The 24,065-nt window shown below is 61.9% G+C and carries 21 protein-coding genes; 13 read left to right on the forward strand and 8 right to left on the reverse strand.

The annotated features are described in order from the left end of the window. Positions 1 to 42: 42 nt before the first annotated feature. Both A6B35_RS14850 and A6B35_RS14855 read left to right on the forward strand, forming a co-directional pair. Positions 43 to 1,263 carry a hypothetical protein gene (locus A6B35_RS14850; protein ID WP_006206511.1) on the forward strand — a complete coding sequence of 407 codons (1,221 nt, stop codon included), beginning with the start codon at positions 43 to 45 and terminating at the stop codon, positions 1,261 to 1,263. A 36-nt stretch (positions 1,264 to 1,299) separates the two neighbouring features. Continuing rightward, a complete protein-coding gene (locus A6B35_RS14855; RefSeq protein WP_006206510.1) occupies positions 1,300 to 1,953 on the forward strand; it encodes a Vgb family protein in 654 nt (217 codons plus the stop codon). Between the two features lie 138 nt (positions 1,954 to 2,091). On the opposite strand, the gene A6B35_RS14860 is transcribed toward A6B35_RS14855, so the two are convergent. Continuing rightward, positions 2,092 to 2,397, reverse strand: coding sequence for a hypothetical protein (locus tag A6B35_RS14860; protein WP_006206509.1), 306 nt, complete (start codon positions 2,395 to 2,397; stop codon positions 2,092 to 2,094). Between the two features lie 343 nt (positions 2,398 to 2,740). Between A6B35_RS14860 and A6B35_RS14865 the strand changes: the two genes are divergently transcribed. Next, positions 2,741 to 3,640, forward strand: coding sequence for a VOC family protein (locus tag A6B35_RS14865; protein WP_006206507.1), 900 nt, complete (start codon positions 2,741 to 2,743; stop codon positions 3,638 to 3,640). A gap of 25 nt (positions 3,641 to 3,665) precedes the next feature. Beyond that, positions 3,666 to 4,271: a sulfotransferase family protein gene (locus A6B35_RS14870; protein WP_006206506.1), complete on the forward strand. Its 606-nt coding sequence runs from the start codon at positions 3,666 to 3,668 to the stop codon at positions 4,269 to 4,271. Positions 4,272 to 4,319: 48 nt separating this feature from the next. Here the strand turns inward: A6B35_RS14870 and A6B35_RS35560 are convergent, their stop codons facing one another. Continuing rightward, the gene (locus A6B35_RS35560) at positions 4,320 to 4,640 is read right to left on the reverse strand and encodes a hypothetical protein (RefSeq protein ID WP_139032274.1); all 321 of its coding nucleotides are present in this window, start codon (positions 4,638 to 4,640) and stop codon (positions 4,320 to 4,322) included. 27 nt (positions 4,641 to 4,667) lie between these two features. After that, positions 4,668 to 4,970, reverse strand: coding sequence for a hypothetical protein (locus tag A6B35_RS35565; RefSeq protein ID WP_139032273.1), 303 nt, complete (start codon positions 4,968 to 4,970; stop codon positions 4,668 to 4,670). A 231-nt stretch (positions 4,971 to 5,201) separates the two neighbouring features. Between A6B35_RS35565 and A6B35_RS14880 the strand changes: the two genes are divergently transcribed. From A6B35_RS14880 to A6B35_RS14915, 8 genes are all read left to right on the forward strand, one after another. Then, positions 5,202 to 6,344, forward strand: coding sequence for a helix-turn-helix domain-containing protein (locus A6B35_RS14880; protein WP_040584234.1), 1,143 nt, complete (start codon positions 5,202 to 5,204; stop codon positions 6,342 to 6,344). 422 nt (positions 6,345 to 6,766) lie between these two features. Beyond that, positions 6,767 to 8,416, forward strand: a complete 1,650-nt coding sequence (locus tag A6B35_RS14885) for a putative bifunctional diguanylate cyclase/phosphodiesterase (protein WP_006206503.1) — start codon at positions 6,767 to 6,769, stop codon at positions 8,414 to 8,416. A 176-nt stretch (positions 8,417 to 8,592) separates the two neighbouring features. After that, complete coding sequence (locus A6B35_RS14890) at positions 8,593 to 9,114, forward strand: hypothetical protein (RefSeq protein WP_006206502.1); 522 nt, start codon at positions 8,593 to 8,595, stop codon at positions 9,112 to 9,114. Further along, on the forward strand, positions 9,111 to 10,289 hold the full coding sequence (locus A6B35_RS14895; protein ID WP_006206501.1) for a class I SAM-dependent methyltransferase: 1,179 nt from the start codon (positions 9,111 to 9,113) through the stop codon (positions 10,287 to 10,289). The genes A6B35_RS14890 and A6B35_RS14895 overlap by 4 nt, the downstream gene beginning before the upstream one ends. Beyond that, positions 10,286 to 12,652: a SpoIIE family protein phosphatase gene (locus tag A6B35_RS14900; protein ID WP_006206500.1), complete on the forward strand. Its 2,367-nt coding sequence runs from the start codon at positions 10,286 to 10,288 to the stop codon at positions 12,650 to 12,652. Before A6B35_RS14895 ends, A6B35_RS14900 begins: the two co-directional genes overlap by 4 nt. 3 nt (positions 12,653 to 12,655) lie before the next feature. Then, positions 12,656 to 13,216: a slr1658 superfamily regulator gene (locus A6B35_RS14905; protein ID WP_040584232.1), complete on the forward strand. Its 561-nt coding sequence runs from the start codon at positions 12,656 to 12,658 to the stop codon at positions 13,214 to 13,216. 18 nt (positions 13,217 to 13,234) lie between these two features. Further along, complete coding sequence (locus A6B35_RS14910) at positions 13,235 to 13,573, forward strand: slr1659 superfamily regulator (protein ID WP_006206498.1); 339 nt, start codon at positions 13,235 to 13,237, stop codon at positions 13,571 to 13,573. 295 nt (positions 13,574 to 13,868) lie between these two features. Next, a complete protein-coding gene (locus tag A6B35_RS14915; RefSeq protein WP_425312839.1) occupies positions 13,869 to 14,498 on the forward strand; it encodes an ATP-dependent DNA ligase in 630 nt (209 codons plus the stop codon). A gap of 90 nt (positions 14,499 to 14,588) precedes the next feature. Here the strand turns inward: A6B35_RS14915 and A6B35_RS14920 are convergent, their stop codons facing one another. The 5 genes from A6B35_RS14920 to A6B35_RS14940 all read right to left on the reverse strand — a co-directional run bounded on the left by A6B35_RS14920 (position 14,589) and on the right by A6B35_RS14940 (position 21,598). Further along, a complete protein-coding gene (locus A6B35_RS14920; protein WP_006206496.1) occupies positions 14,589 to 15,320 on the reverse strand; it encodes a DUF2270 domain-containing protein in 732 nt (243 codons plus the stop codon). Between the two features lie 307 nt (positions 15,321 to 15,627). Continuing rightward, positions 15,628 to 17,199 (reverse strand): BCCT family transporter, encoded by a 1,572-nt coding sequence (locus A6B35_RS14925; RefSeq protein ID WP_040584230.1) that lies wholly within the window; start codon positions 17,197 to 17,199, stop codon positions 15,628 to 15,630. 415 nt (positions 17,200 to 17,614) lie between these two features. Continuing rightward, a complete protein-coding gene (locus tag A6B35_RS14930) occupies positions 17,615 to 18,616 on the reverse strand; it encodes a GlxA family transcriptional regulator (protein ID WP_006206494.1) in 1,002 nt (333 codons plus the stop codon). 285 nt (positions 18,617 to 18,901) lie between these two features. Further along, positions 18,902 to 21,121: a sensor domain-containing diguanylate cyclase gene (locus A6B35_RS14935; RefSeq protein WP_006206493.1), complete on the reverse strand. Its 2,220-nt coding sequence runs from the start codon at positions 21,119 to 21,121 to the stop codon at positions 18,902 to 18,904. A 288-nt stretch (positions 21,122 to 21,409) separates the two neighbouring features. After that, the gene (locus A6B35_RS14940; RefSeq protein WP_006206492.1) at positions 21,410 to 21,598 is read right to left on the reverse strand and encodes a hypothetical protein; all 189 of its coding nucleotides are present in this window, start codon (positions 21,596 to 21,598) and stop codon (positions 21,410 to 21,412) included. A gap of 178 nt (positions 21,599 to 21,776) precedes the next feature. Between A6B35_RS14940 and A6B35_RS14945 the strand changes: the two genes are divergently transcribed. Beyond that, positions 21,777 to 24,065, forward strand: a complete 2,289-nt coding sequence (locus A6B35_RS14945; protein WP_006206491.1) for a cation:proton antiporter domain-containing protein — start codon at positions 21,777 to 21,779, stop codon at positions 24,063 to 24,065.

Consider the following 24,065-nt stretch of genomic DNA (forward strand, 5'->3'; position numbering starts at 1 on the left):
CCTGCACCGGAAGGTGGGAGTTACAATCGTGACGGGATTTGAATGGACTCGCTGATCACGGCGGCAGGGCTGGCGCTAGCGGCCGGTGATCCGCTCGGCGCGCTTGACCGCGTCGCCTTGCGCGAGGACGCACCGGCTCTGGCGCTGCGCGGTATCGCCATGGCGCAGCTCGGCGACCTCGACCGCGCCAAGGCGCTGCTGCGGCGAGCCGCGCGTGGCTTCAGCCCGAAAGAGGCGGTGGCGCGCGCCAGATGCGTCGTCGCCGAGGCCGAGATCGCGCTGGTCTCGCGTGACCTCGGCTGGTCGGCCAAGGCGCTCGACGTGGCGCGGGCAACGCTGGAGAAGCATGGCGACCGGCTGAACGCCGCCCATGCCGGGCATCTCAAGGTGCGGCGCCTGCTGCTGATCGGCCGCCTCGACGAGGCTGAGGGCGTGCTGGCCGGGCTCGATCCGGCGCCGCTTCCGCCGGCCTCAAGAGCCGCGCACGAACTGGCGGTCGCCGGCATCGCGATGCGGCGCCTCAGGACGAAAGCCGCGCGCACGGCACTGGAATGGGCACGCCACGCCGCCCACCGGGCCGGCATTGCGGGCCTTATGGCGGAGGTCGACAGCGCCTTCCTGGCGCTGGACACACCGGCAGCGCGGCTGATCGCCAACGGCGAAGAGCGCCCGCTGCTGCTCGAGGAGGTCGAGGCGCTGCAGGCGTCGCCGGCGATGGTCGTCGATACTTTTCGCTATGTCGTGCGCAGCGGCGAAACGGCGATCTCGCTGGCCACGCGGCCGGTGCTGTTTGCGCTGGCGCGTACGCTTGCCGAGGCGTGGCCCGGCGATGTGTCCAGAGAAGAACTCGTCGCGCGGGCCTTCGGCGGCAAGCATGCAGATGAATCGCATCGCGCGCGGTTGCGGGTCGAGATCGGGCGACTTCGCGCCGAACTCGGCACGCTGGCCGAGATCGGTGCGACCAAGCGAGGTTTTGCGCTGGCGCCGCGCCAGGTACGCGTGGCGGTGGTGCTGGCGCGGCCGATCGAGGAGCGGCACGCGGCGGTGCTGGCGTTGCTTGCCGATGGGGAGGCCTGGTCGAGTTCGGCGCTGGCGCTGGCGCTGGCAACCGGCCAGCGCAGCGTGCAACGGGCACTCGAGCAGTTGGCCGTGTCCGGCAAGGTGCAGTCGTTCGGACACGGGCGGGCGCGCCGCTGGATGACCCCGCCGGTGGCGGGATTCACGACCACCTTGTTACTCCCGGCGCCGTGGCTGAACGGCTAGAAGGCACAAGTTCGATCAACTTGGCGAGGTAGAGACATGAAACATTCGGCGGCCGAAATCCTGCGCGAATACGGACCCTTTCCGGGGGTGGATAGTGTTGCCGGGGTGAGCTTTGACGGGGAAAGGGTCTGGTTCGCCTCGGGCGACAAGCTGAACGCCTTCGACCCTGAGACTGGGAAGGCGCTGCGTTCGATCGATGTCGCCGCGCATGCCGGCACGGCCTATGACGGCCAACATCTGTTCCAGATCGCCAAGGATCGCATCCAGAAGATCGACCCCGACACCGGCAAGGTGCTGGCCACCATTCCCGCTCCCGGAGGCGGCAGCGACTCCGGCCTGACCTGGGCAGAGGGGACGCTCTGGGTGGGCCAGTACCGGGAGCGCAAGATCCACCAGATCGATCCGGAGACCGGCGCAATCCTGCGCACCATCGAATCCAACCGTTTCGTCACCGGGGTGACCTGGGTCGACGGCGAGCTGTGGCACGCCACCTGGGAAGGCGATGAGAGCGACCTGCGCCGCGTCGACCCGCAAACCGGCAAGGTTCTGGAGAAGCTGGACATGCCAGCCGGTATGGGCGTCTCGGGACTGGAATCCGATGGCGGCGACCGCCTCTTCTGCGGCAGCGGCCGCGACGGAGTGGTGCGGGCGGTGCGCCGGCCGAGGCGAGGGCCGAAGGGTCAAACGTGAAGCGGTTGCCCTGACAGTCGCCTAAAGCGCGTCGCGCCTGAACGGCCTCATGCGACGCGCTTTAGGTTGTTGTTTTTATGCATGTCGTTGTCCCAAAACCGCTGCACACTTTTGGGCGACATGCATTAGCGCTCCCGCTCATATGCCGGAGCCGTCGAGCAGCGTCACATCTTCGCCCTCCCAGGGCGCCGGCATCGAGGCTCGGCCGGCATTGGCCCTTGGCAGAGGCATCCAGCATTTCAATTCCGGATCGGCATATGCGACCACGCGTCCCGGCGAGGAGTCGGAGGCGCGCCAACCTTCGGCGCCGAACTGGTCGGCGCGCGACCAATAGGCCATGTCGACCTCCGCCGGTCCCTGTTCGGACGGACGCACCGTGACCAGGATGCGGCTGCCGTCCCGTGGCGCGCTCGACATGTGACGCCACTGATCGGGTTCGTCCATTGCATTTCCTCCCTGCATTCTGCGCCGGCTGGCTGGACCCGATAGTCGCTTCGTGCCCGGGAGCGGTCAACCCGAACTTTGCGCTACGAGCCAATCCAGGAAGAGCAGGGCGATCTGCCGGCTCCATCGCCCCATATGGAGGTCGTAGCTGTCTCCCGCCTGCCAGGCGTCGTGACGCGTTGCCTGAGCCATCGCAATCTCCTAGCGAGATCGTTTTCAGACCATGGACTGTAGGATACGCCCGCCCTGACAGGACCAGTGGGACGCGCGAACGGTCACTTTGCACAAGACAGCTATATCGTTCAAAGCTAATGTTCTGAGGCTGCAATCCGGACGACGATCGATGAGCGAAGAATTGCTGGCCAGCGCGACCTATCTCGGGCCGGTTCATCTGCGCGTCATCGATATCGCGGCGGCCTTGCCGGTCTGGGTCGACGCGGTCGGCCTCGCGGTGCTTGGCGATGATGGCGCAACAGTCGGACTCGGCGTCGATGGCAAGGCGCTGATCGTGCTTCATGCCGGGGCGGATGCCGTCCTGCCGCCGAAGTCGCGCGATCTCTTCCATGTCGCCATCCATGTGACGACGCGCAAGGAATTGGCACGCGTTGCTGCCCGGCTCAAGGCGTCGGGACTGAGACACAGCGCCCAGGACCACCTGATCTCCGAATCCCTCTATGTCTCCGACCCATCCGGCAACGGCATCGAGATCTGTTTCGACACGCCCGAGCGTTATGCGTCGAGACAGGAGACCGCGGACGGCCGCGTCACCCTGATCGCCAGAGACGGCAGCGCCCATTCCGGTCTCGAGCCGCTGAATGTCGCGGGCTTGCTGCGCGAGCTCGGCAATTCCGGCCATGTCGAACCCATGCTGGCGGCGGACGCCTTCATCGGCCATATTCATATGCGCGCCCGCTCGCCGGAAGCGCTGATGGCATTCTATCTCGGCGTGCTCGGCTTCAGGCCGCACATCCAGTCCCGCTCGTTCGGCCTGTTCGATTGCGGCACCGACCGGCGCCCGCACATGGTCGCCTTCAATATCTGGGCTCGCGACGAATTGCGCGAGCCGCCGCCCGGTGCCGCCGGTCTCGATCATTTCACCGTGGTGGTTCCATCGGCTGAGGATCTCGCTGCGGTCGCGCGGCAGCTCGGCAACGCGAACCTGCCTTCGACGCAAACGGATGGGGCACTGCACCTCGCTGATCCCGAGGGCAACCGCCTGCGGATCGTGGTGGCAGGAAACTGATCTGCACGATCAGGGGAGGGGTGGATTGGCGATCAAAGTAGTGGGAACCGGCTTCGGCCGCACCGGCACGGATTCGATGCGCGAGGCGCTGGCGATCCTGGGTTTCGGCCCCTGCCACCATATGTCCGCGGTCAACACCAACGAGGAGCAGAAGCGGCTATGGCGCGCCGTGGCCAAGGGTGCCGCGCCCGACTGGAACACGCTGTTCTCCGGCTATGTCTCCTGCATGGACTGGCCGTCGGCCTATTACTGGCGGGAGTTGATCGATTTCTACCCCGACGCCCGCGTCATCCTCACCTGGCGCTCGCCGGAAAGCTGGTGGGAGAGTTTCGAAAAGACGATCGTTGCCGGCATCGCCACCAGCCAGGAGCCGGATTCGCTGGGCGTCGCCCTGATCGCCAAGCAGGTCTTCGCCGGCCGGCCGCAGGATCGCACGGCCGCGATCGCCGCCTATGAGGCCAATGTCGAGGCTGTCATTGCCACAGTGCCGGCCGAGCGCCTGCTGGTCCACAGGCTGGGCGACGGCTGGGAGCCGCTCTGCGCCCATCTTGGCGTTGCCGTGCCGGACGAGCCCTATCCCAACCGCAACAACACGAAGGACTTCCGCTCGACATGGCTGTCGCTGAAATAGGGATCGCACTTTTCAAAGCGATGGCCGATTGCCGCGCTCAGACAAGCTCTAATGCCCGCTTCCCGCGACCTTTTGCCGACGAGATCTGACCGCCTCCATCAGTTCGCGCTCGCTGGTGTGAGCATTTCGAAAAATGGCCACAACCATCACCGCCAGGATTTCGGTTTCCGGGTCCAAAGGGTCGAGATGCTCATCCGCACAGATCTGATCGAATACGCGTTCGCAAATAGCCAGATCGTGAGGGCTGAGGCAGGTGCGATTGAAACGCCGACGCAGCATCCGTGCGAACCTTTCAGGCCCGCTACCCGTGCTTGCGGCGGGCCTTTTTTGCTGATGAATCGCTGAAGCGATGGAGTGCTCAAGTGACAATATCGCCTGCAGTGTACTGGAATAAGTTTACTTGTTTGCTGATGATTGCTCTGTTATCAGTCCCAAAATCAGCGCACACTCACGAGCTTTATACTGTCCGGCAATCATAAGCTGGTAATAGTCTTGGCGTTTGTGTTCCGGAACATGAAAGCCGCGTCGAAATTCCGCCGCCTCTTTCGGCGTTCGAGTGCAGCCGAGTTTACTGGCGGTGACTTTCAAACTCGCCAGTGAGCATCCGATCTTTGCCGCAATATCTTTCAACGGTTCGTTGTTACCGTATCCATCAAGAATTATCCTGCGACGAGCTTCGCTGTTGAGCTTTGCGGTCACTTCGGTGGTCTCCTCAACTAATATTTCACGATGCTCGAATCTATACGCATCAGGTTGAAGAGTGTCGTTAGCTTCGCATCCAGAAACTTATCTCGGAATGCATTTCTTGCCGTAATCCAGCGTGATCGCCGTTTCAGTCGACTCGAGCCCACCAGTCTTGCCAGATGCCTGAGTTACACCACATGATTGAGAGGGGCATGGGCATAGCCGATTCGGATATGGCACCACGCGATGGACGCTAAAAGGCGAGACAAGACCTCTGCGAAGCAGGCACCGGAGCGTGATCGACGTCGCTGGGCACGCGAAGCTCAACCTCACAACGAGGCTGCTCCGTTACTCGCGCCGGCGCTCGAACCTCTTTCCTTTTCAACGCTCGAACTGGCGCCAGAGGATCAATTCGCCGCTTGGCAAGCGCATATGGCGCCGCTTGTCGAGGTCAGGTTGCCGGATGACAGATCGCTGGACGATGGCTTTCCCGCCAACCACACGGCTTGGAACCTCGGTGGCATGCTGATCGTCCAGCAGCACGCTCCGGCACATAGTTACATCCGTTCTGCCGCCAAGCTTCGGTCCAGCTCGATCGATCACTGGTATATCGTCTTGCCACGTATTGGCCGGTCGTGGACGGAGGTCGATCGCCGTGTTGCGGAAGGCCAGCCGGGCAAATTGGAGATCAGGTCGCTTGGCTATCCGTTTCGCGGGAGGACAACGGACTCCGAAAGTCTCTTTCTCTATCTTCCGCGTGATTTGTTCTCTGATGCGGCGGCAACTCTCGACGCAAAGAACAATTCAATTCTGGCTGGCAACTTTGCCAACCTCTTGGTTGACTACGTCAACAGCATTGAAGCCAGGCTGCGCAGTCTCACGGCTGAAGATCTGCCTCGCATCGTACACGCAACACGCAGCATGATCATTGCCTGCCTCACGCCTCCGGCGGAACATGTTGCGGCCGCCGAACAATTGACGAGTGTCGCGCTGATGGAGCGAGCGCGTCGATACGTCCAGAACAATCTGGATGCGGCTCATTTGACGCCGGATACAATGTGCCGGGCGCTCGGCGTATCACGCTCTCGTCTCTACCAGTTGTTCGAACCGAGCGGAGGTGTTCTCCATTACATACAAAGTCGCCGCCTTCTGGCAGCCCATATTGCGCTTAGCGATCCGGCGGACAGCCGGCGCATCGTTGAAATTGCTGAAGCCTTCGGGTTTAGTTCTGCGGCGAATTTCAGCCGGGCATTCAGCAAGGAATTCGGTTACAGCCCCCGCGAAGGCCGGACCGCTGTGGTATTGCCGCGCCCCGCCAACTCTGTTTCGCTTGCTGGACACGAGAAGGCCCCTTCCTTTGAAGGTTGGCTCAAGGCGCTCGGAACCTGAATAGGGGATCGGCGATCCTGGGACGGGCGGGGCTCAAGACAGGCTCGCCGGGGCGGGGAAGGCCACGCCGACTCACAGACCACAATACTTCGTGTCGCGTCCACCGCGCCGTCAATCATATGGCTAATCCCCGCCAATTCCCGATTTATTAACGAATTGCGACTGTTCATCGTTATTGATAATTTTCCGCCAATTGCAGCGGAGCCTACATTGCAACTACGCCGCATGCGGCGCTTGTTAACACTGCGAGTTGAAAGTTTGCCAAGTTTGATAGTCATGCTATTTCTAGACTGGGGGACGCGGATTTGCACCGTTTACGGAGGTGGCTCTTGCATCCAGAGGCATCAGGCGTCGGCACGGAGAGTGAGGGGCCTTCCTCGAGCGATGTTCCACGTGCCGGCGAAGCGCTTCTCGCTGCCCTTTTGGCGAACACGACCGAACTTTTGTCGTTCTATGACCGCGACTTCAACCTGACGCACTACGCAACCAGGCTCAAAGGTGTTTACGGAGGCGCGGTGGCGCCGGGCGCCGCTGTTTGGGAGATCTATCCGAGCTTCCTCGATGCGAGGCATCGCGACGAATTTCTTCGTGTGCTCCACGGCGGCTCTCCGGCCAGCATCGATTTGCCGCGATCGTCGGGCCAAGCGCCACGGTCCGCTTTCGTCTTCGCTACTGCAAATGGTGTGGGAATCATCGAATCAAGGGAGCACGGCGGGCGGAGCGCGGCGGAGGAACAGGAGCATGTAATTCTGCTCCACCAGGCGACGCACGACGTGCTGACCGGCCTGCAGAATCGGCGGAGATTCGGCGAGCGGCTGCAGCAGGCACTGGAGGCCGTCGGCGGACCAAAACCGAAAGCCGCGCTGCTGCAAATCGACCTCGACGATTTCAAAGCGGTCAACGACACGCTCGGCCATGGAGCAGGCGATACCCTTCTTCAGCTCGCGGCAGGTCGAATCCGCGACGCGCTGCAGGACGGCGAATCCGCGTACCGGTATGCCGGCGATGAGTTCGCTGTCATCCAATTGGGAAAGGATCAGCCGGCGGAAGCCGAGCGCCTCGCCGGATCGCTGGTCGACGCGTTCAAGGAGCCTTTCGTCATCAACGGCATTGCCGTCTTCGTCGGCTCGAGTATCGGAATCGCTTTCGGGCCGGAGCACGGGACCGATGGCGAGCAGCTGATGAAGGCTGCCGACATTGCACTTTACGCAGCCAAGACGGATGGGCGCGGTTGCGCTCGAACGTTCAACCGTTCGATGCTGCTCTTGCTTGAGCAACGCGAGAATCTGAGGCGCAGCCTTCGAACCGCTCTGGAGCGGGGCGAGCTTTATCTGGAGTATCAGCCGCTCATTCGGCCTCCCTCGTCGGTGATCGGTTTCGAAGCGCTACTGCGGTGGCGGCATCCCGAGATCGGAATCATCCCGCCCAGCGTGTTCATACCGATCGCCGAAGCCGACGGTCTGATGGACGAGATTGGACGATGGGTGCTCGAGCAAGCCTGTCGCCAGGCATTGACGTGGCCCTCCTCGCTGACGGTCGCGGTGAACCTGTCGCCGGCTCAGTTCCTTAGCGGTTCGCTGACGGACACGGTCGCTCAGGTCATCGACGAAGTTGGAATCCGGGCAGACCGACTTGAACTCGAGATAACCGAGACGGTCCTTCTTGAGAAGACGATCGACAATATCGACACGTTAAATACCCTGAACGTCTTGGGGATACGAATATCGCTCGACGATTTTGGAACATACTATTCATCGTTGAGCTACCTTAAGAACTTTCCTTTCGACACGCTGAAGATAGATCGATACTTCATCGCGGACCTGGAGACCGATCTCAAAAGCCAGACCATCGTGCGATCGATCGTGAATCTGGCGCACGGCTTGGGAATAAGCGTTACCGCCGAGGGGGTCGAGACGTCGGCACAGGCACGGTGGCTGATCAAGGAGAATTGCGATTGCCTGCAAGGGAATTTCCTGGGACGCCCGCTCGGAGCCGAGGCAACCAGCGATTTCATCGGGCGGTCCCCGCTGAGGGTGGTACGAGCGATGGAGGAATCAAATCGGGCGGTCTAGCGCCTTGCACCCTTTGTTAACGGTGAAGTGGAGATTTGTAGAAACGATCGAGGCAGATAACGCGCATTCTTCGAGTCGATGCGAGACTGACTCATAACGGGCCGCGGTGAAATTATCCGCCTCGGAGGTCGTCGCCCCACCAGGGCACAGTACTGATGGAACAAGGGAGGATGCCGATGGAACCTGTTCATCATGACCTGGCTGGCGGGCCGGCTTTTGAGCCCATGATCCAGATTGACATGGAAATCAAAGCTTTTGTCTCCGTTTGGAGACACTGCGATTATGTCTCGACATACATGGCCCGGATGATCAGTCAAAACAGGTCGGACTCGGTCCGGCATTCAAATCTCTTTTCCTCTGCCTTCAACGAATTGCTGGAAGTCGTCTTTCGTACGCGCCATGCCGACGGCGAACTGGCATGCAGGGTATCCCGCCATGGCGCGACGGACAGGATCGAGCTGATACTTCCTTGTGTGCCGGAGGAGCGCCGGTTCTACGAGGAAGCCGTATCGCAAGTCGCTGGAATAGAGGCCAGGGAGCGATACCTCAATTCGGTGTCTGGCGATCTCGCGCCCAGCCGGGAGGTCGTACTCCTGGAACTGGCTGTCGACTACAACGCGACACTCAGGCTGGAGGAAGCCGACGGTGATGCAATCAAGCTTGTCGTGGATCTTCCGCTTGAGGGCCTGCGAAATTGAGCCCTTACAACCTTCTCCCGCGTTTCAAGGCGCAATACGACGCCAACAACCAGGAGTTCTCCATATCGGGGGTGGTCCGGCCTCAGGCCATCGACGAGCTTGGGCCCAGCATAGCATTGCTCCGCGATGCGATCGGCCGGGTGCGCGGCGTTCTCTACGTCAACGTCAGACGCCTGACGCAGATGAACAACGCTGCATTTCACGCCTTTTCAAGGATCATCATTGACGCTTGCCGCGCTCGGCCGGATCTCAAATTCGTCGTCATCACGTCAAGTGTCGTCGGATGGACGTCGCGAAAATTCGGTCGCTTGAGCGGAATCGAACCGAACATCACGGTCGAAGAGTATGACAGCGAATTCTATCCGGGGCAGGGCTTCCTTGAAGAAGGCGGGTTCGTTCCAATCCTGCGCACACAGACAAAGATGACCTGGCGCCACGAGCGCGCGATCTTGCCGCGACACGGCATGAAGCCCGGGATTGTCATGGCCGACATCTGTTGCGGGATCGGTGATTTCGCCGTGCTCGTGCAGAAGGAGTTCCAGCCGTCGCGGATCGTCGCCCTCGACCACTCCATATCAAGCCTGGATTATGCTCGACGCGTGATGCGGGAGTTCGATATCCGGGGCATCGAATATACCTATGGCGATGCGTCGGAGATGCTGCTCGACGAAGCGCAGTTCGACCTGGTGACCTGCCGCCACTCCCTTCAAATCTTCAATCGACCTGAACTCATCCTCAAGGAGCTCTACCGCATATGCAAGCCAGGCGGGCGGGTCTACATCACCAACGAGAAAAATTCGCATTGCCTCGGCGAGCCGCGCGCCGAAAGCATTCGTTGGACCTACAACGAGGTGGCGAAGCTATTCGGGCATTTCGAGATGGACGTCGAGCTTGGGCCCAAGAGCCGGCGATACCTGATCGAAGCCGGATTCGAAGACATCCGTGTGGAGACCTTCATGGTCACTAACCTGGACGGCGATCCGCAGGATTTTGCCGATGTCATTGCGGCCTGGGCAGATGTCTATGCGGGCGAGATGGCGAGCAAACGCGGCGACTGTCCGGAGTTCGTCGCACGGTTCCGGCAGGGCTTCCAGGACCACATTTTCGCTGCGCTCCATCCCAAGGGTTATGCGGGTTGGCCGATCTGGGTCGCATCGGGGCGACGGCCGCAATGAAAACCGACAGCGAGCCCACACCGCGCTTCGGCCTGCGCTCCTTTCGAGCGAAGTTCGTATTGGTCGTTGGCGGCGCCGTACTGTTCGACCTCCTGCTGAGCGGTGGTCTGGCGCTTTGGAACGTTCAAGAGCTGTCGCGCGATGCAACGTCGGAAGTCGGCGAGGGCCTGACAACCGCAAACCAGGAATACATTCGTTCCTATGCCGATTCGACAGCATTGAGCGTCGACCTGCTGCTCGATCGGGTTCATGGGGACGTCAAGGCGCTGGCCGGCGTGCTGCAGGCCCAGATCGACGATCCGGTGAGGCAGCAACAGGTCGGAGCGACCCTTTCGCATGACGCGCCCGGCTCCGTGAAGGTCGTCTACGACACGCAGGGCGATTGGGCGCAGAATCTGCCGGGCGCGCCTTCCGTGGTTAGCGTCTGGGGCTACCTGCTGGGCGCCGACCACAGTCCGTTGCCGGGCGTTCAGCAGGAGATAGAAGACAGTACCGTGATCGATCTCGTCGCGCCGACTCTCATGGCCAGCGGGTCGTCCAAACTGCAGATGTACTACATTGGTCCCAAAGAACGGCCGATCTTCAGGACGGTACCGTATACGGACCAGGCACAGACCTTCGACCGGCTCTATCCAGGCCACAACAAGGCGGAATTCTGGGAGTTTTTCTTTCCGGGAATCTATGGGTCATGGCAGCAATGGGCCAAGGATCCAGCCTCACGTCCGGTTCCTGACGACATTACCCAGACGGCGCCTTACACCGATGCAATCACGGGAAAGCTGATCGTCAGCTTTTTCCACCCGCTGTGGACGCGCGATCGCACCGGTATCGCCGGTACGGCCGGAGCAGACATCACTCTCGATCAACTCGCGGAAGTCGTCGAACGTGTGAAGATCGCTGAAACCGGGTTCGGCTTCCTTACGATGTCGACTGGCAACGTGGTGGCGATCAATCCGTCGGGCCAGGCGATCATCGGCCTGACTTCATCGAGCGATGCGGGCACGCAGGGCGTTACCGGCCTGGAGAGGTCTCTGCGGGGAAGTACACAGCCGGCTATCGCGTCGCTGCCTCTCGACCAGAACAATGACGGCGTCATTCAGCATATCATGCTCGACAACAAGGGCGAACGCGTCCCCTACATTGTCGTCCTCAAGAGATTGAAGCCGACCAATTTGTGGAGTTCGGGACCGATCAAGTCCGAAACGATGTCGGTCGGCATCGTCGTTCCCGAACGCGAGATCTATGCATCCCTGTTCGCCGCTCAGGAGAGTATTTCTCGCGCAACCAATCGTATCCTGCTGTTCCAGATCGCCGCGATCGTCGTTTCGCTCCTGATTGTCTTCGCGGCCGTGCTCGGAATTTCGAAGCGGATCACCGCGGGCCTCAGGGCGCTTGCCAGCGCCGCCCAGCGGCTCCAGTCCAAAGACTATTCAGTGCGCGTGAGCATTCCAACGCGCGACGAGGTTGGAGCGGCAGGGATCGCCTTCAACCGCATGGCCGAGGAGATCAGCTTTCACACGGAAAACCTCGAGCAACTCGTCGACGAACGAACCAGGGAGCTTGGCGACGCAAATCAGGAGATTTCCGCGCTCAACGAAAAGCTGCGGGACGAGAACGTCCGCCTCGGCGCCGAACTCGCGGTTGCCAGGCAGATCCAGATGATGGTCCTGCCGAAACCGTTCGAACTCGAAGCGATCCCGGGACTGGAGATCGCGGCCTATATGCGGCCGGCCGACGAGGTCGGCGGGGACTACTACGACGTCCTGCAGAACGGATCGCGGGTCAAGATCGGCATCGGCGACGTGACCGGTCATGGGCTCGAGAGCGGCGTGCTGATGCTGATGGTCCAATCCGTTGCACGCGCGCTGCAGGAGACCAACGAAGCGGATCCGCACCAGTTTCTGAATCGGCTGAACAAAGCGATCTACAAGAACATCGAGCGGACGAACACCAACAAGCATCTCTCGCTGGCCTTTCTTGACTTTGAGGATGAGCGGGTAACGCTATCCGGCCAGCATGAGGACGTTCTCGTCGTGCGCGCGGATGGGGAAGTCGAACGCATCGATACGCTTGATCTTGGTCTGCCGGTTGGTCTGGAGCATGACATCTCGCAGTTCATTGACACGCGTGACATCCCGTTCGGGAGCGGCGACGTGATCGTGCTGCACACCGACGGTGTGACCGAGGCGGAAGACCAGGACAGAAGACTGTTCGGGTTCGAGCGCCTTTCCCAGAGCGTGCAGAAACGTCACGGCAGGAGCGCCGAGGACATCAAGACCGGGATCATCGAGGATCTGATGGCCCATATCGGAATCCAGAAGATCCACGACGACATCACCCTCGTGATCATAAGGCACACTTAGGAAATGACAGCGCTGTTCGGAACCCCTGACGTTGCAATCGGGATGAAGGAGAGTGTCAGTCGCGTGCGGCTGTTCGACGGGCCTCTCGACTTGAGTTGGCGTCATTGCGCCACGACCTCGGACTTCCTTGCCGATCTTTTCGCGTTGCGCTTTCAGTCGTCCCGCAATGACTACATGGAAGTGCGGCACAGCATCGGATACCTGGTCAACGAGCTCATTGAAAATGCCGTCAAGTTTCGCGCACCGGGCGAAATCGTGATCGAGGCGTCGATGGATTCGGAGTGCTTCAAGCTCAAGGTGTCGAATGACGTCGATGGCGAAAACGCGTCCGAGTTCCAAAGTCTCCTGGCGGACATCACGGTTGGCGACCCCAAAGACCTGCTGATACAGCGAATTGAAGCGAATGCCGCGAACCCCGACATGACAGGCTCCGGACTCGGATTGCTGACGTTGATGAGCGACTATGGCGCACGGCTGGCCTGGATATTCAGCCCCGCCGACGAAAGCGATCGGATTTGCCTGGAGACATATGCCTCCATTCCGATCTCGCAAACGCACAACTAGATGAAGCGAAGCCAGGCTATGGAAATCAAGACCGACGACTACCGCGTGTGGATTGAAGGAAGCGATATATTTTTCGACGGTGCAATGCGGCTTGCCAGTTCCGAGGCTGGTGCGCCTATCACGGCCTTGGCGACCAGTGTTCTTGCCTCAAACCCCGCTTCCATTACGCTCAATTTGAAGGACCTTCACTTTCTCAACTCTTCCGGCATCAACCTGCTGGCGAAATTTACCATCGAGGTGCGCAAGCATCCCGATGTTCGACTCATCGTGCGTGGAACGCCAGACATACCCTGGCAATCGAAATCATTGCCGAATCTGAAGAAGCTGCATCCCGCCGTGGTGCTTTTGATGGACTGACCAGGTCGCCCGAAATTTGCATGGGACTGCGTGGGCTTGCCGGCAACCCGAGATAGCATAGGTCAACCGGGGACGATGCGGGGGCCTGTACCGACAGTGAGAACGGTGCAGGATCGCCGCCTGCAGCGAGATATGTACGCCCGGACAAGTATTTGGATGCGAAGCTAACGACAATCCGGCCTCGAGCGTAGATGTTCGTAGTGGCTTGGCGGGGGCTCGGCACAGGCGGCAGGCGTCCAAGTTGGGGGGATGTCGGGCCGCCTGTGCCGATCATGCCGCCGCCACGCGGTCAAAGGTGGTCGTCTTGAGTAAGCGTCCCAAAGTCAGCAGCGGCCGGCTGCAGTTCATTCCGCCGCAGATCCCGATTCCGGTCGAGCACCCGCCCGAAGATGAGGGATGGGTTCACGAGATCAAGTTCGACGGCTACCGGACACAGATCATCATCGATAAAGGCGGCGTGCGTCTCTACAGCAAGAACGGCCACGACTGGACCACAAAATACTGGCCCATCGCGCTGGCAGCCGAGCTGCCATGCCGGGCTGCCATTCTCGACGGCGAGGTCATTGTAGCCGGCGAGCAGGGCGCTCCCGATTGTCCCGCGCTGGAAGCCGCGATCTGGAACGAGCCGAGCCGGTTGGTGTTCGTCGCATTCGACATCCTCCACCTCGACGGTCGCAATCTTGCCTCCTTGCCCCTGCTGCAGCGCAAGCAGGCGCTGTGGCAGCTGGTTGAGCCCGGCCTCGGCAAGATCCAGTACAGCGCGCATTTCGAAGGCAGTGCGCTAGCGATCTTCCGCGCCGTCGATGAGATGGGGCTCGAGGGCATCATCTCCAAGCGCGCCGACAGCCGCTACAGGAGCGGATCGTCGAACACATGGCTGAAGGCCAAATATTCTGCGCCCATTGCCGTGCCAGACCAGCCCTGATCCCAACCGCAACAGCGCCAGGGACTTCCGCTCGACAATGTCGCTGAAATAGGAACCGAACGTTTAGGAACGATGGCGGAATTGCCATGCTCACACATGCACGGTGCCATGCGACAGCTCGCCTTCCTCACTGCTGACGAGGAAGGCCGCGGCGATCAGCGCGGCATAGCAGAACCCCACGATGCACGCGACGACGATGCCGGGCACGGGACCGAGCGATGCTACCCGCATCGCGTCGAGGAACGAGGCGCCGAAGCCTATCGGTGACCCTTCGCGCTGCAGGCTGGGCGTCGTGATCTTCAGCACCCAGGCCAGCATAAGGATCGTGTACATGAAGAGGTAGTTGCGGCGCAGCCGCCGCACCAGGGCCGCACGCTGCGAGATCAGGAATCGGGGCGAGCGCAAGCCTTCACCGACAATGGCCAGCCAGTTGGAGGCGTAGTCCGGCTGCGGCGAGAAGATTTGCGCGAAGTAATAGCGTTCGAACTGGCGCACCCGAGCCCGGTAGACGTCGAAGAAGCGGTAGCGCCGCGCCTCGATCCACAACAGCAGCGTGATCAAAAGCATGGCGAACAGCAGCACCCCGTGATGGGCGCTGGGCGTCGACAGCGACACCGACAGCATGGCGGCGACGACCGTGATCGCCCAGTTGCTGGTCCGGTCGAGCCGGTCGCGCCAGCCGGCCATGCGGCCGATCTCGGCGCGATGGAAATGCGACATCGTCGTTGCCAGTTCCGATGAGGTGAGCTTCATCGCGAACGCATCCGACGCCCGCGGCGCTGCTGCCGCCTCGGTGGATTTCACGGTCTGGGCCTGGGACATCCCCTGCCATGCGCCTCCCGAACGCAGTGACCGGCCGAAACAAACCGGCCACACCCCAAAAACACAACGCGCCGCCGGCTGAAACGTTCCAGCGCGGGTCAGAAAGTCTTGGCGTGGAAAAGATGGGGCGACCGACGAGCGGGGGGCGGGGGGTGGGTTTCGCCGGTCACCCAGGAGAGGGGGCCATGAATAAAGAAAGCGTAGGCCCTGACCCCACTATGCCATTGGCATGGCTGCGAGAATAGCCCTTCTCTGTCAGTCAGTTCCGCCTACGATTTTCAGGTGCGGTTTGTTGGCCGACTGTAACCTACTCTGCCGCCACTGCTGTGGTCAGAAGCGAGGCTTCGGGCAGGGGAGAGGCGGGTTCGCGCCGTCCTTCGAGGTCGTCCAGCAGCGCCATCCACAGCGAGATGCACAGCCCGAGCATCACGACGAGGAAGGGTGCTGCGGCGATGATCGACGCAGTCTGCAGGCCCTCCAGGCCTCCCATCACCAGCAACACGCAGGCCGACGCTCCCGCAAGGACGCCCCAGAGGACGACGACGATGCGCGCGGGCTCGAGCGTGCCGCGAGACGACAGCATGCCCATCACGATCGAGGCGGCATCCGCTCCCGAGATGAAGAAGATGGCGACCAGGAAGATCGCGACGAACGAGGTGAGCGCAGTTGCTGGATATTGTTCGAGCAAAGCAAACAGCGAGATGGCAGCACCCTGATTGTTGACCGCCTCGACAAGACCGCCAACTCCCATCAGTTCGGAGTGCAGCGCGGTGCCGCCCATGATGGTGAACCAGAGGAAGGTCACGCCGCTCGGAATGAGCAGAACGCCGGTGATAAACTCGCGGATCGTCCGCCCCTTGGAGATGCGCGCAATGAAGACGCCGACGAATGGGGCCCACGAAACCCACCACGCCCAGTAGAAGATCGTCCAGCTGCCCAGCCATTTGCCGTCGCTGAAGGCAGCGGTGCGGAACGACATGGTGACGAGATCGGCCAGGTAGTCGCCAAGCGCTTCGGTGAAGGTGTTGAGGATAAAGATGGTCGGACCGACGACGGCCAGGAACAGCAGCAATGCGGCGGCGACCACCATGTTCATGTTGCTCAGGAACTGAACTCCCTTGCCCACCCCGGACACCGCCGAAAGGATGAACAGCACCGACAGCACCGCGATGATCGTAAGGGCAATGGCTGTTCCTTCGCCGGTTCCCCAGAGGAAATTCAGCCCGCTGTTGATCTGCTGTGCGCCAAGGCCGAGCGATGTCGCCGTGCCGAATAGTGTGGCGATGACGGCGAGAATATCGATCGTCTTGCCGATCGGCCCGTTGACCGCGTTGCCGAGCAAGGGTGTGAATGCGCTCGAGATCAGGATTGGCAAGCCCTTGCGGTGGGTGAAGTAGGCGATCGCCAGACCGACAATGGCGTAGATCGCCCAAGGGTGCAGCGCCCAATGAAAATAGGAATATTTCATCGCGACCAGCGCAGCTTCCTTGGTTTGCGCGGCCGCCAGCCCGTGAGGCGGTGCGCCAAAATGGAAGACTGGCTCGGCAACGCCCCAGAACATCAGGCCGATGCCCATGCCGACGCTGAACATCATGCATACCCACGAAACCGTCCGGAATTCGGGAAGTTCGCCATCGGCCCCAAGCCTGATCTTGCCGAAACGGCTGACCGCCAGGAATCCGGCAAAGACCAGGAATAACGCGGTCGAGACAACAAAGCCCCATCCGAATCCATTGATGATCGCCGAAAGAATAGCTTGGGTGACTGAGGCGAGACTATCCGGTGCCACCGCTCCCCATGAGATGAACGCGGCCGTTATCCCTATGGCCGGCCAGAATACCGCCGGGTCTACGCCTCGTAGTCTGCTTGTAGTTGGCATGCTTGACCTCCCAGATCTATTTCGTGAAGACTTCCCCTTGGACGACAAAGACCGACCTCGCGAGGCCAAGGTCCCGCACGGCGCACTTGGAGCTTCTGCAATTGGCGTCGTTTTGGAAGTGTCGGATTTGGCGCTCTCCCACCACACCCGTGAGGGTAGAAAGGACAAGCAGGGAGGATAGGAGAAGCCGGCAGGTGAGTGGGGAGCCCGGTAGATCCCGGGTAGGGCTAAGCCTACCCGGGCAAGGCAAGCCTCGCCAATCAGAAGCGGGTGCATGCCGCGGAGCGGCTAAACGTCCTTTGCAAAGCCTGTGTCGAGCTAGCCGGATTTGGTCGCTTTGCTTGCGCGGTGCGACGTTCATGGACGCGCAAACTGCCTGGCTGACTGGCCATGAAAGCCACAAAACTGGCGACGTCTATGCCGTGGCGGGGTGTTTCCTGTCCAGTCGTTCCTGCTGCGGCGTATGTGCGTAGAGCTCGCGGTAGCATTTTGAAAAATGCGACGCCGAAACGAAGCCGCACGTGGCGGCCACTTCGACTATGGGCATGGAAGACTGGATCAGCAGGTTCCGCGCGCGCTCGAGGCGGATGTCCAAATAATAGCGGGCGGGGGAGCGACCCATCTCGACGTGGAACAGACGCTCGATCTGCCGTCGCGACAGTCCGACCTGGTCGGCAATATCACCAATCGATATCGGTTCGGACGGATTGGCGTCCATAAGTTCTATGATTGTCAGCACCTTGGAGTTCTGAATGCCGAGCCGTGCTCGCAGAGGAAGCCGCTGGCGATCGCTCGGGCTGCGTACTCGATCGGTCAGCACCTGCTCACATACGTGCCTGACCAGAGAATCGTCGAAATCATCGCCGATCAGCTTCAACATCATGTCGAGAGCAGCCGTGCCGCCAGCACATGTATAGATATTCTGGTCGACCTCAAAAAGGTCGGCAAAAACGTTGGCCTCCGGAAATGCCTCGGCGAAGCCCGGCAGGTTTTCCCAATGGATGGCGCAGCGTTTGCCCGAGAGCAATCCGGCAGCCGCCAGCACATGCGCACCGGTGCAGAGGCCGCCGATCGCAACGCCGCGATTATGTTCTTCGCGCAACCAGGCAAAGGCCGACTTGTTCGAATAGCGTTCGATGTTGATGCCGGTGCAGACGATGACCATCGATAGCCTGTCGGGGCCAGCCATCTTACGCCGCTCGTCCTCCAACGACGTGTTTACCGCACACAACACGCCGTTCGAAGCGGACACGGGCTGCCCGTCGATACTGGCCAGCCGCCATTTGTAGGCTTCGTAGCCGAGCATCCGGTTGGCGATGCGGATCGGCTCCAGCGCGGTCGCAAAGGCGACCATGGTGAAATCGGGCACCAGGAAGAAGACGAGCGAGCGCTTGATCGGATGTTCAGCTGTGTTCACTGTGGCTAGTGTCCGTATCGCGAACAGGATGTTGCGAATGCGCTATCGACGCCAGTATTTTCTTTGTCCGTCCTGAGGATACGAATGGATTGCGGTACGTGACGGTCGAATTGCGCACATTCATGTTCGAGAGCCGTCGCGATGCCACCATCACGCCATCCTCCGCTACTGCCCAGCCCCGGGTTCGCAAGATTGATATTCCAAGCCTGTCGTGCTGGCCTTGGCGGCGTGGCTGATCTGGCTGTTCTGGCTCTAGACCGAGCAGGCGCGGTCGTTGCGCGTCCTTCAGCCCTTGATGTCCGCGCTCGCTTTCGCGGCCGACACCAGCTGGATCGACGGCCGCTCGCCGGGGGTGCTGGTCTTGGCGACGACGACCCGGTCGCGTCCTTCGCCCTTGGCATCGTAGAGCGCGTGATCGGCGGCATTGGTGATCTCGGCCCAGCCCGCGCCATGCTCGGGGTAGGCGGCGACGCCGAACGAGACCGTCACGGTGCCCAGTGTGCGGCCGCGATGCGTCAGATGCAGCTGCCTGATGGCCTGGCGCAGCGCTTCCGCCCGCGCCGCACCTTCCTCGAGCGAGCATCCCGGCATGACGATGGCGAATTCCTCGCCGCCATAGCGTGACACGACATCGCTGTCCCTGGCGTGCTCGATCAATGTGGCGGCGACCTGCTTCAGCACGAGGTCGCCGGCTTCGTGGCCGAACGTGTCGTTGAACTGCTTGAAATGATCGACGTCGAGCATGAGGATCGTCAGCGGCTGGGCCGAGCGCTCCATCCGGCGCAGTTCGCGGCTGCTGGTTTCCTCGAGATAGCGCCGGTTGAACAGGCCGGTGTTCGGATCGCGGATCGATTGCTGCCTGAGCGTCTCGCGCAGGCGCAGATTGGCCAGCGCCAATGCCAGTGTGTCGACGACACCGCGCAGGATCTGCTGCCGTTCAGCCAGCCATTGCGGCTTGTCGGCCGCGTTCGGCTCGCATAGATGCAGGATGCCAAGCGTCTCGCCTTGCGCCGCCAGCGGCATGCAGACATAGCCCTTCTTGCCGTTCTCGGTGATATGGGCGCAGCGCGGCGTAAGCATGCCCGGACCGGCGACATGCTCCTGGCCGCGCCGCAGCGCCCAGCAATCCTCGGGCGCAAATTGCGTGACGCTCGACCGGACGTCGCCCCAATGCGCCATCTCCTCGACCAGGTTGCGCGAGGCGCTGGTCAAATGCACGGTTCCGCTCAAGCCGCCCAGGAACTCTGTCATGGCGGTGCCGACCACTGAGAAGGCTTCGGGGAAGGTCACGCAGGCCTGAAGAAGTTCGCCAAGCTTCACCAGGCGTGTCGTGGTTTCCGACTTCTCGTGCAGCTCACGGTTGAGGATTGCCAGCTGATCGGCACGCTCGTTGACGACCCCTTCGGCGCGGCGCAGCTCGCTGATGTCGTTGAGCGTCAGGACCAGACCGCCGTCGGATCGGCTGAGCGGACTGCAACTGGCGATGACCGGCAGATGCGAGCCGTCGGATTTGGTCAGGCGCACTTCACCCTGGTGCTGGCGCCCTGTGGCCAAAGCCATTTCGACGGGAGAAGCGCCGGTCGCGAACGCACCGCCTCTCTGGTCGCGCACCGTCAGCACCGCATCCCATTGCTGCCCGACGATCTTGTCGGCGCGCCGCCCGATCATCATTGCGGCCGCCGGATTGGCGCTGGCGATGCGGCCGTCGCCGTCCAGCACCGCAATGCCTTCAGCCGCCGTCTCGACGATATCCTCGACATGCGCCCGCGCCGATGCAAGCTGGTCCGCCATCGTGTTGAACCCGTCGGCCAGCTGGCCGAATTCGTCCTTGCGGGCATGGTTGATGCGCGTCATGGCATTGCCTTTCGCCAGCGCTTCCATGCCGCGCATCATATCGTTGAGGCCGGCACCGAAACGGCTGAGCAGCAGCCATGCAAACCCCACCGCGACCAGCACGGCCGCCGCCGCGCTGAGGCCAACCAGCCAGAGCAGGCCGTTGGTGCGTTGCTCCGCGGCATGCAGAACAGGATCATATTCCAGCAGCACGGCGCCGATGATCGTATCGGCGGGATATTCGATCGGCACGGCGAGTATGGCGTTCACTTCCTCCGGGTCGACAAATCTGCGCGCAACGCCGTCCTCCAGCGTCTGGCCGATTTCGTTGTTGGGGTCGTGCTCGAATTTGTCGCCGACATGGTGCTCTTCGTCGGCGGCATGGGCGACGACGACCTTGTTGCGGTCGAGGACCAGGAAATCCCGATGCATGCGGCGGTGCTGGTGCTGCATGAATTGCTTGAGCGCCTCAGGCCGCTCGAACAGCGAAGGCGTCCCGTCGGATGATTTGAAGACAATCGTGTCGGCCAGTTCCTGCGCGACATTGGTCGCTTCGGTCAGTCCCAGATATTTGGTCGCCGCGATCTGCGTGAAGATGGCGACGCCGCCAACCAGCCCGATCAAGGCCGCCGCGCTAACCATGCTGAGGATGATCTGGCTTCTAATGCGCATGGCACGAATCCGCCGGGAATGCCGGCATCCTATGCGCTGGATCGATCCTGTATTTCATTATGGTCTTTTATTACCAAATGCTTATTAACGTACTAACGGCGATCAGCCCCGAAGCCTGTCCCGTAGCGCTTTCATGAGCGATCAAAGACGGGTGATTGCCGACCCGCCGTCTGACAACAAAGGCCGCTCCCGTCCGAAGCGGCCTCGCTGTTCTGCCATGTCGTTTGCGGCCGTGTGGACGGCCTTTTGGGAGTGCCCGACCGTGTCGTCGGCCCGGGTTTCGTGGGGCTACCGCAGTCTTGCCAACCGTGGAAAATCCACCACCTCCGCCGCCGGCCGTGTATACTGGGCCGCGACGATCGCCTCGATCAACAGGTCGAGCGCCGCAAGTGTCTCCTGGCTCGTTTCGTCGTCGCCGCGCAGATAGTGGCAGGCCCGCTCCAGATGCAGGCGAGCGGCGGCAAAGTCGCTTTTCATTAGCTTCTCCTTATTGCCCGCCGTCTAACGAAGATGCGTGACTCGCTTTACCCGAAAGCAAACATCCACAGCCGCATTTGAATCGAATTGTCCTGACGTCGCCGGACGCACTGCACGGGGAGCAACCTGTGCAACCGATGTCGCCTGCAGCCGTTGTTTTCGACAGAATGAGGGGTGCATGATTCTTTCGTTCCTGCACAAATGGCGCTGGCCAGTCGGGGTCGCGGCGGCGGCCCTGTTCCTGGCCCCGGCTGCGGCCTGGCCGGCGGAAAGGACCGGCATGTCGAGCGAAGGCATTTTTGTCCTCGAAATCATCCTTCTGCTGGTCGTCGGGCGCGGCCTCGGCGAGTTGCTCGAACGCATCGGCCAGCCTGCCGTCATGGGCCAGCTCATCGGCGGTATCCTGCTCGGGCCTTCGCTGCTCGGCTGGCTTTGGCCCGAGGCAGAGCGTCTGGTTTTCTCCGGTGACGCTTCGCAAAAGAGCATGATCAACGCCATCGCCCAGCTCGGCGTGCTCATGCTGCTCCTGCTCACCGGCATGGAGACCGACCTCCGGTTGGTGCGCAGGGTCGGTCGCGCCTGCTTTTCCATCTCCGCCGCCGGCTTGGCGATCCCCTTCGTGCTTGGTTTCGCGGCCGCGCAGGCCATGCCGGCCTCGCTGCTCGCCGCGGGCAGCGAGCGCGTCGTCGCCGGCCTGTTCCTCGGCACCGCGCTGTCGATTTCTTCGGTCAAGATCGTCGCCATGGTGGTGCGCGAGATGAACTTCATGCGCCGCGACCTCGGCCAGATCATCGTCTCTTCGGCGATCATCGAGGACACGATCGGTTGGGTCATCATCGCCATCACCATCGGCATCGCGACCAAGGGGAGCATCGAGATCGGCAATCTCGTCTTCACGCTGGCCGGTGTCGCCGCCTTCATGCTGTTTTCCTTCACGCTCGGCCGCCGCATCGTCTTCGATGCCATCCGCTGGACCAACGACAGCTTCAGCAGCGAATTCGCCGTCGTCACTGTCATCCTCGTCATCATGGGCGCGATGGCTTTGATCACCGACCTGATCGGCGTCCACACCGTGCTCGGCGCCTTCGTCGCCGGCATCCTTGTCGGTGAATCGCCGATCCTGTCGCGCCACATCGAAGGCCAGTTGCGCGGTGTCATCACGGCGCTTTTCATGCCGGTCTTCTTCGGCGTCGCCGGCCTCTCGGCGGACCTCACCGTGCTGGTCGACCCGCAGCTGGCGCTGCTCACCGTCGCGCTTGTCGCGATTGCCAGCCTCGGCAAGTTCGGCGGCGCCTTCATCGGCGCGGAGTTGGCCGGCATGTCGTTTCGCGAGGCGGTCGCGGTGGGCTGCGGCATGAATGCGCGCGGCTCGACCGAGGTCATCGTCGCCTCGATCGGCCTGTCGGTCGGCGTGCTCTCGCACAACCTCTTCACCATGATCGTCACCATGGCCGTCATCACCACGCTGGCGATGCCGCCCACGCTGCGCTGGGCACTTGGCCGGCTGTCGATCGGCGAGGCCGAGAAGAAAAGGCTGGAGCGCGAGGAGATCGACCAGCGCGGCTTCGTCGCCAATCTGGAGCGGCTGCTGGTGGTGGCCGACGAGGGCGCCGTCGGCCGCTTCGCCGCCTACATGGCGGGCGTGATCGGTGCCGGCAAGCCGATGACGGTGCTGCATGCCGGCGGTGAAACCGACGTCGAGCCGGGAGCGGAATCGAAGCTGGAGGAGATCGAGAAGGGCGCCGAGGACAACCGCGCGGCTGCGAAGATAGCCGACGAGCAGCCCGCCGCGAGGGCTCCTGTCACCCGCCGGCACGGCAGGCACGTATCGGCCGAGACCGTGGCGAAGGAGGCGCGCAAGGGTTACGGCATGCTGATTGTCGGGCTCGGTCGCGCGCTTACCGCCAAGGGCGGCTTCACCCGCCGCCTCGACGAGATCGCCGGCGCTTTCGACGGTCCGCTCTGCCTGGTGCTGAAACCCGCTACCGCCGGCCGGCAGATGCCGAGGCTCGGCCCCTTGTCGGGCCGGATCCTGGTGCCGGTCAACGGCACGTCGGTCGCCCGCCGGGGCGCCGAGCTGGCGCTTGCCATTGCCAGCGTCACCGGCGCGCCGGTCAAGATGCTCTATGTTGCGCGGGTCGGCCGCGACGAGCCGCGCGACACCGTCTCGCATCGCCGCAGGGAGGCGGTGCTGAAGGACATTGTCGCGCTTGCCGACCGCTACGGCGTCGAAGTCGAGACCGCCATCCGCAGCAGGGCCGCCGCCGCCGATGCCATTGCCCGCCAGGCTGGCAGGGGGGTGGCGTTGATCGTCATGGGCGTGGCGCGGCGCCCGGGCGAGGAACTGATGTTCGGCGAGACGACGAGCGACGTGCTGCAGCGCTGCCGCTGCCCGGTGATGCTCATTTCCGACGACCGGCTGCCTCGCGACGACGCCCGTGTGGCATCGCGCTCCGGCACCGGTTGA

Origin of the sequence: Mesorhizobium amorphae CCNWGS0123, from assembly GCF_001686985.1 — a bacterium.
Classification (GTDB): domain Bacteria; phylum Pseudomonadota; class Alphaproteobacteria; order Rhizobiales; family Rhizobiaceae; genus Mesorhizobium; species Mesorhizobium amorphae.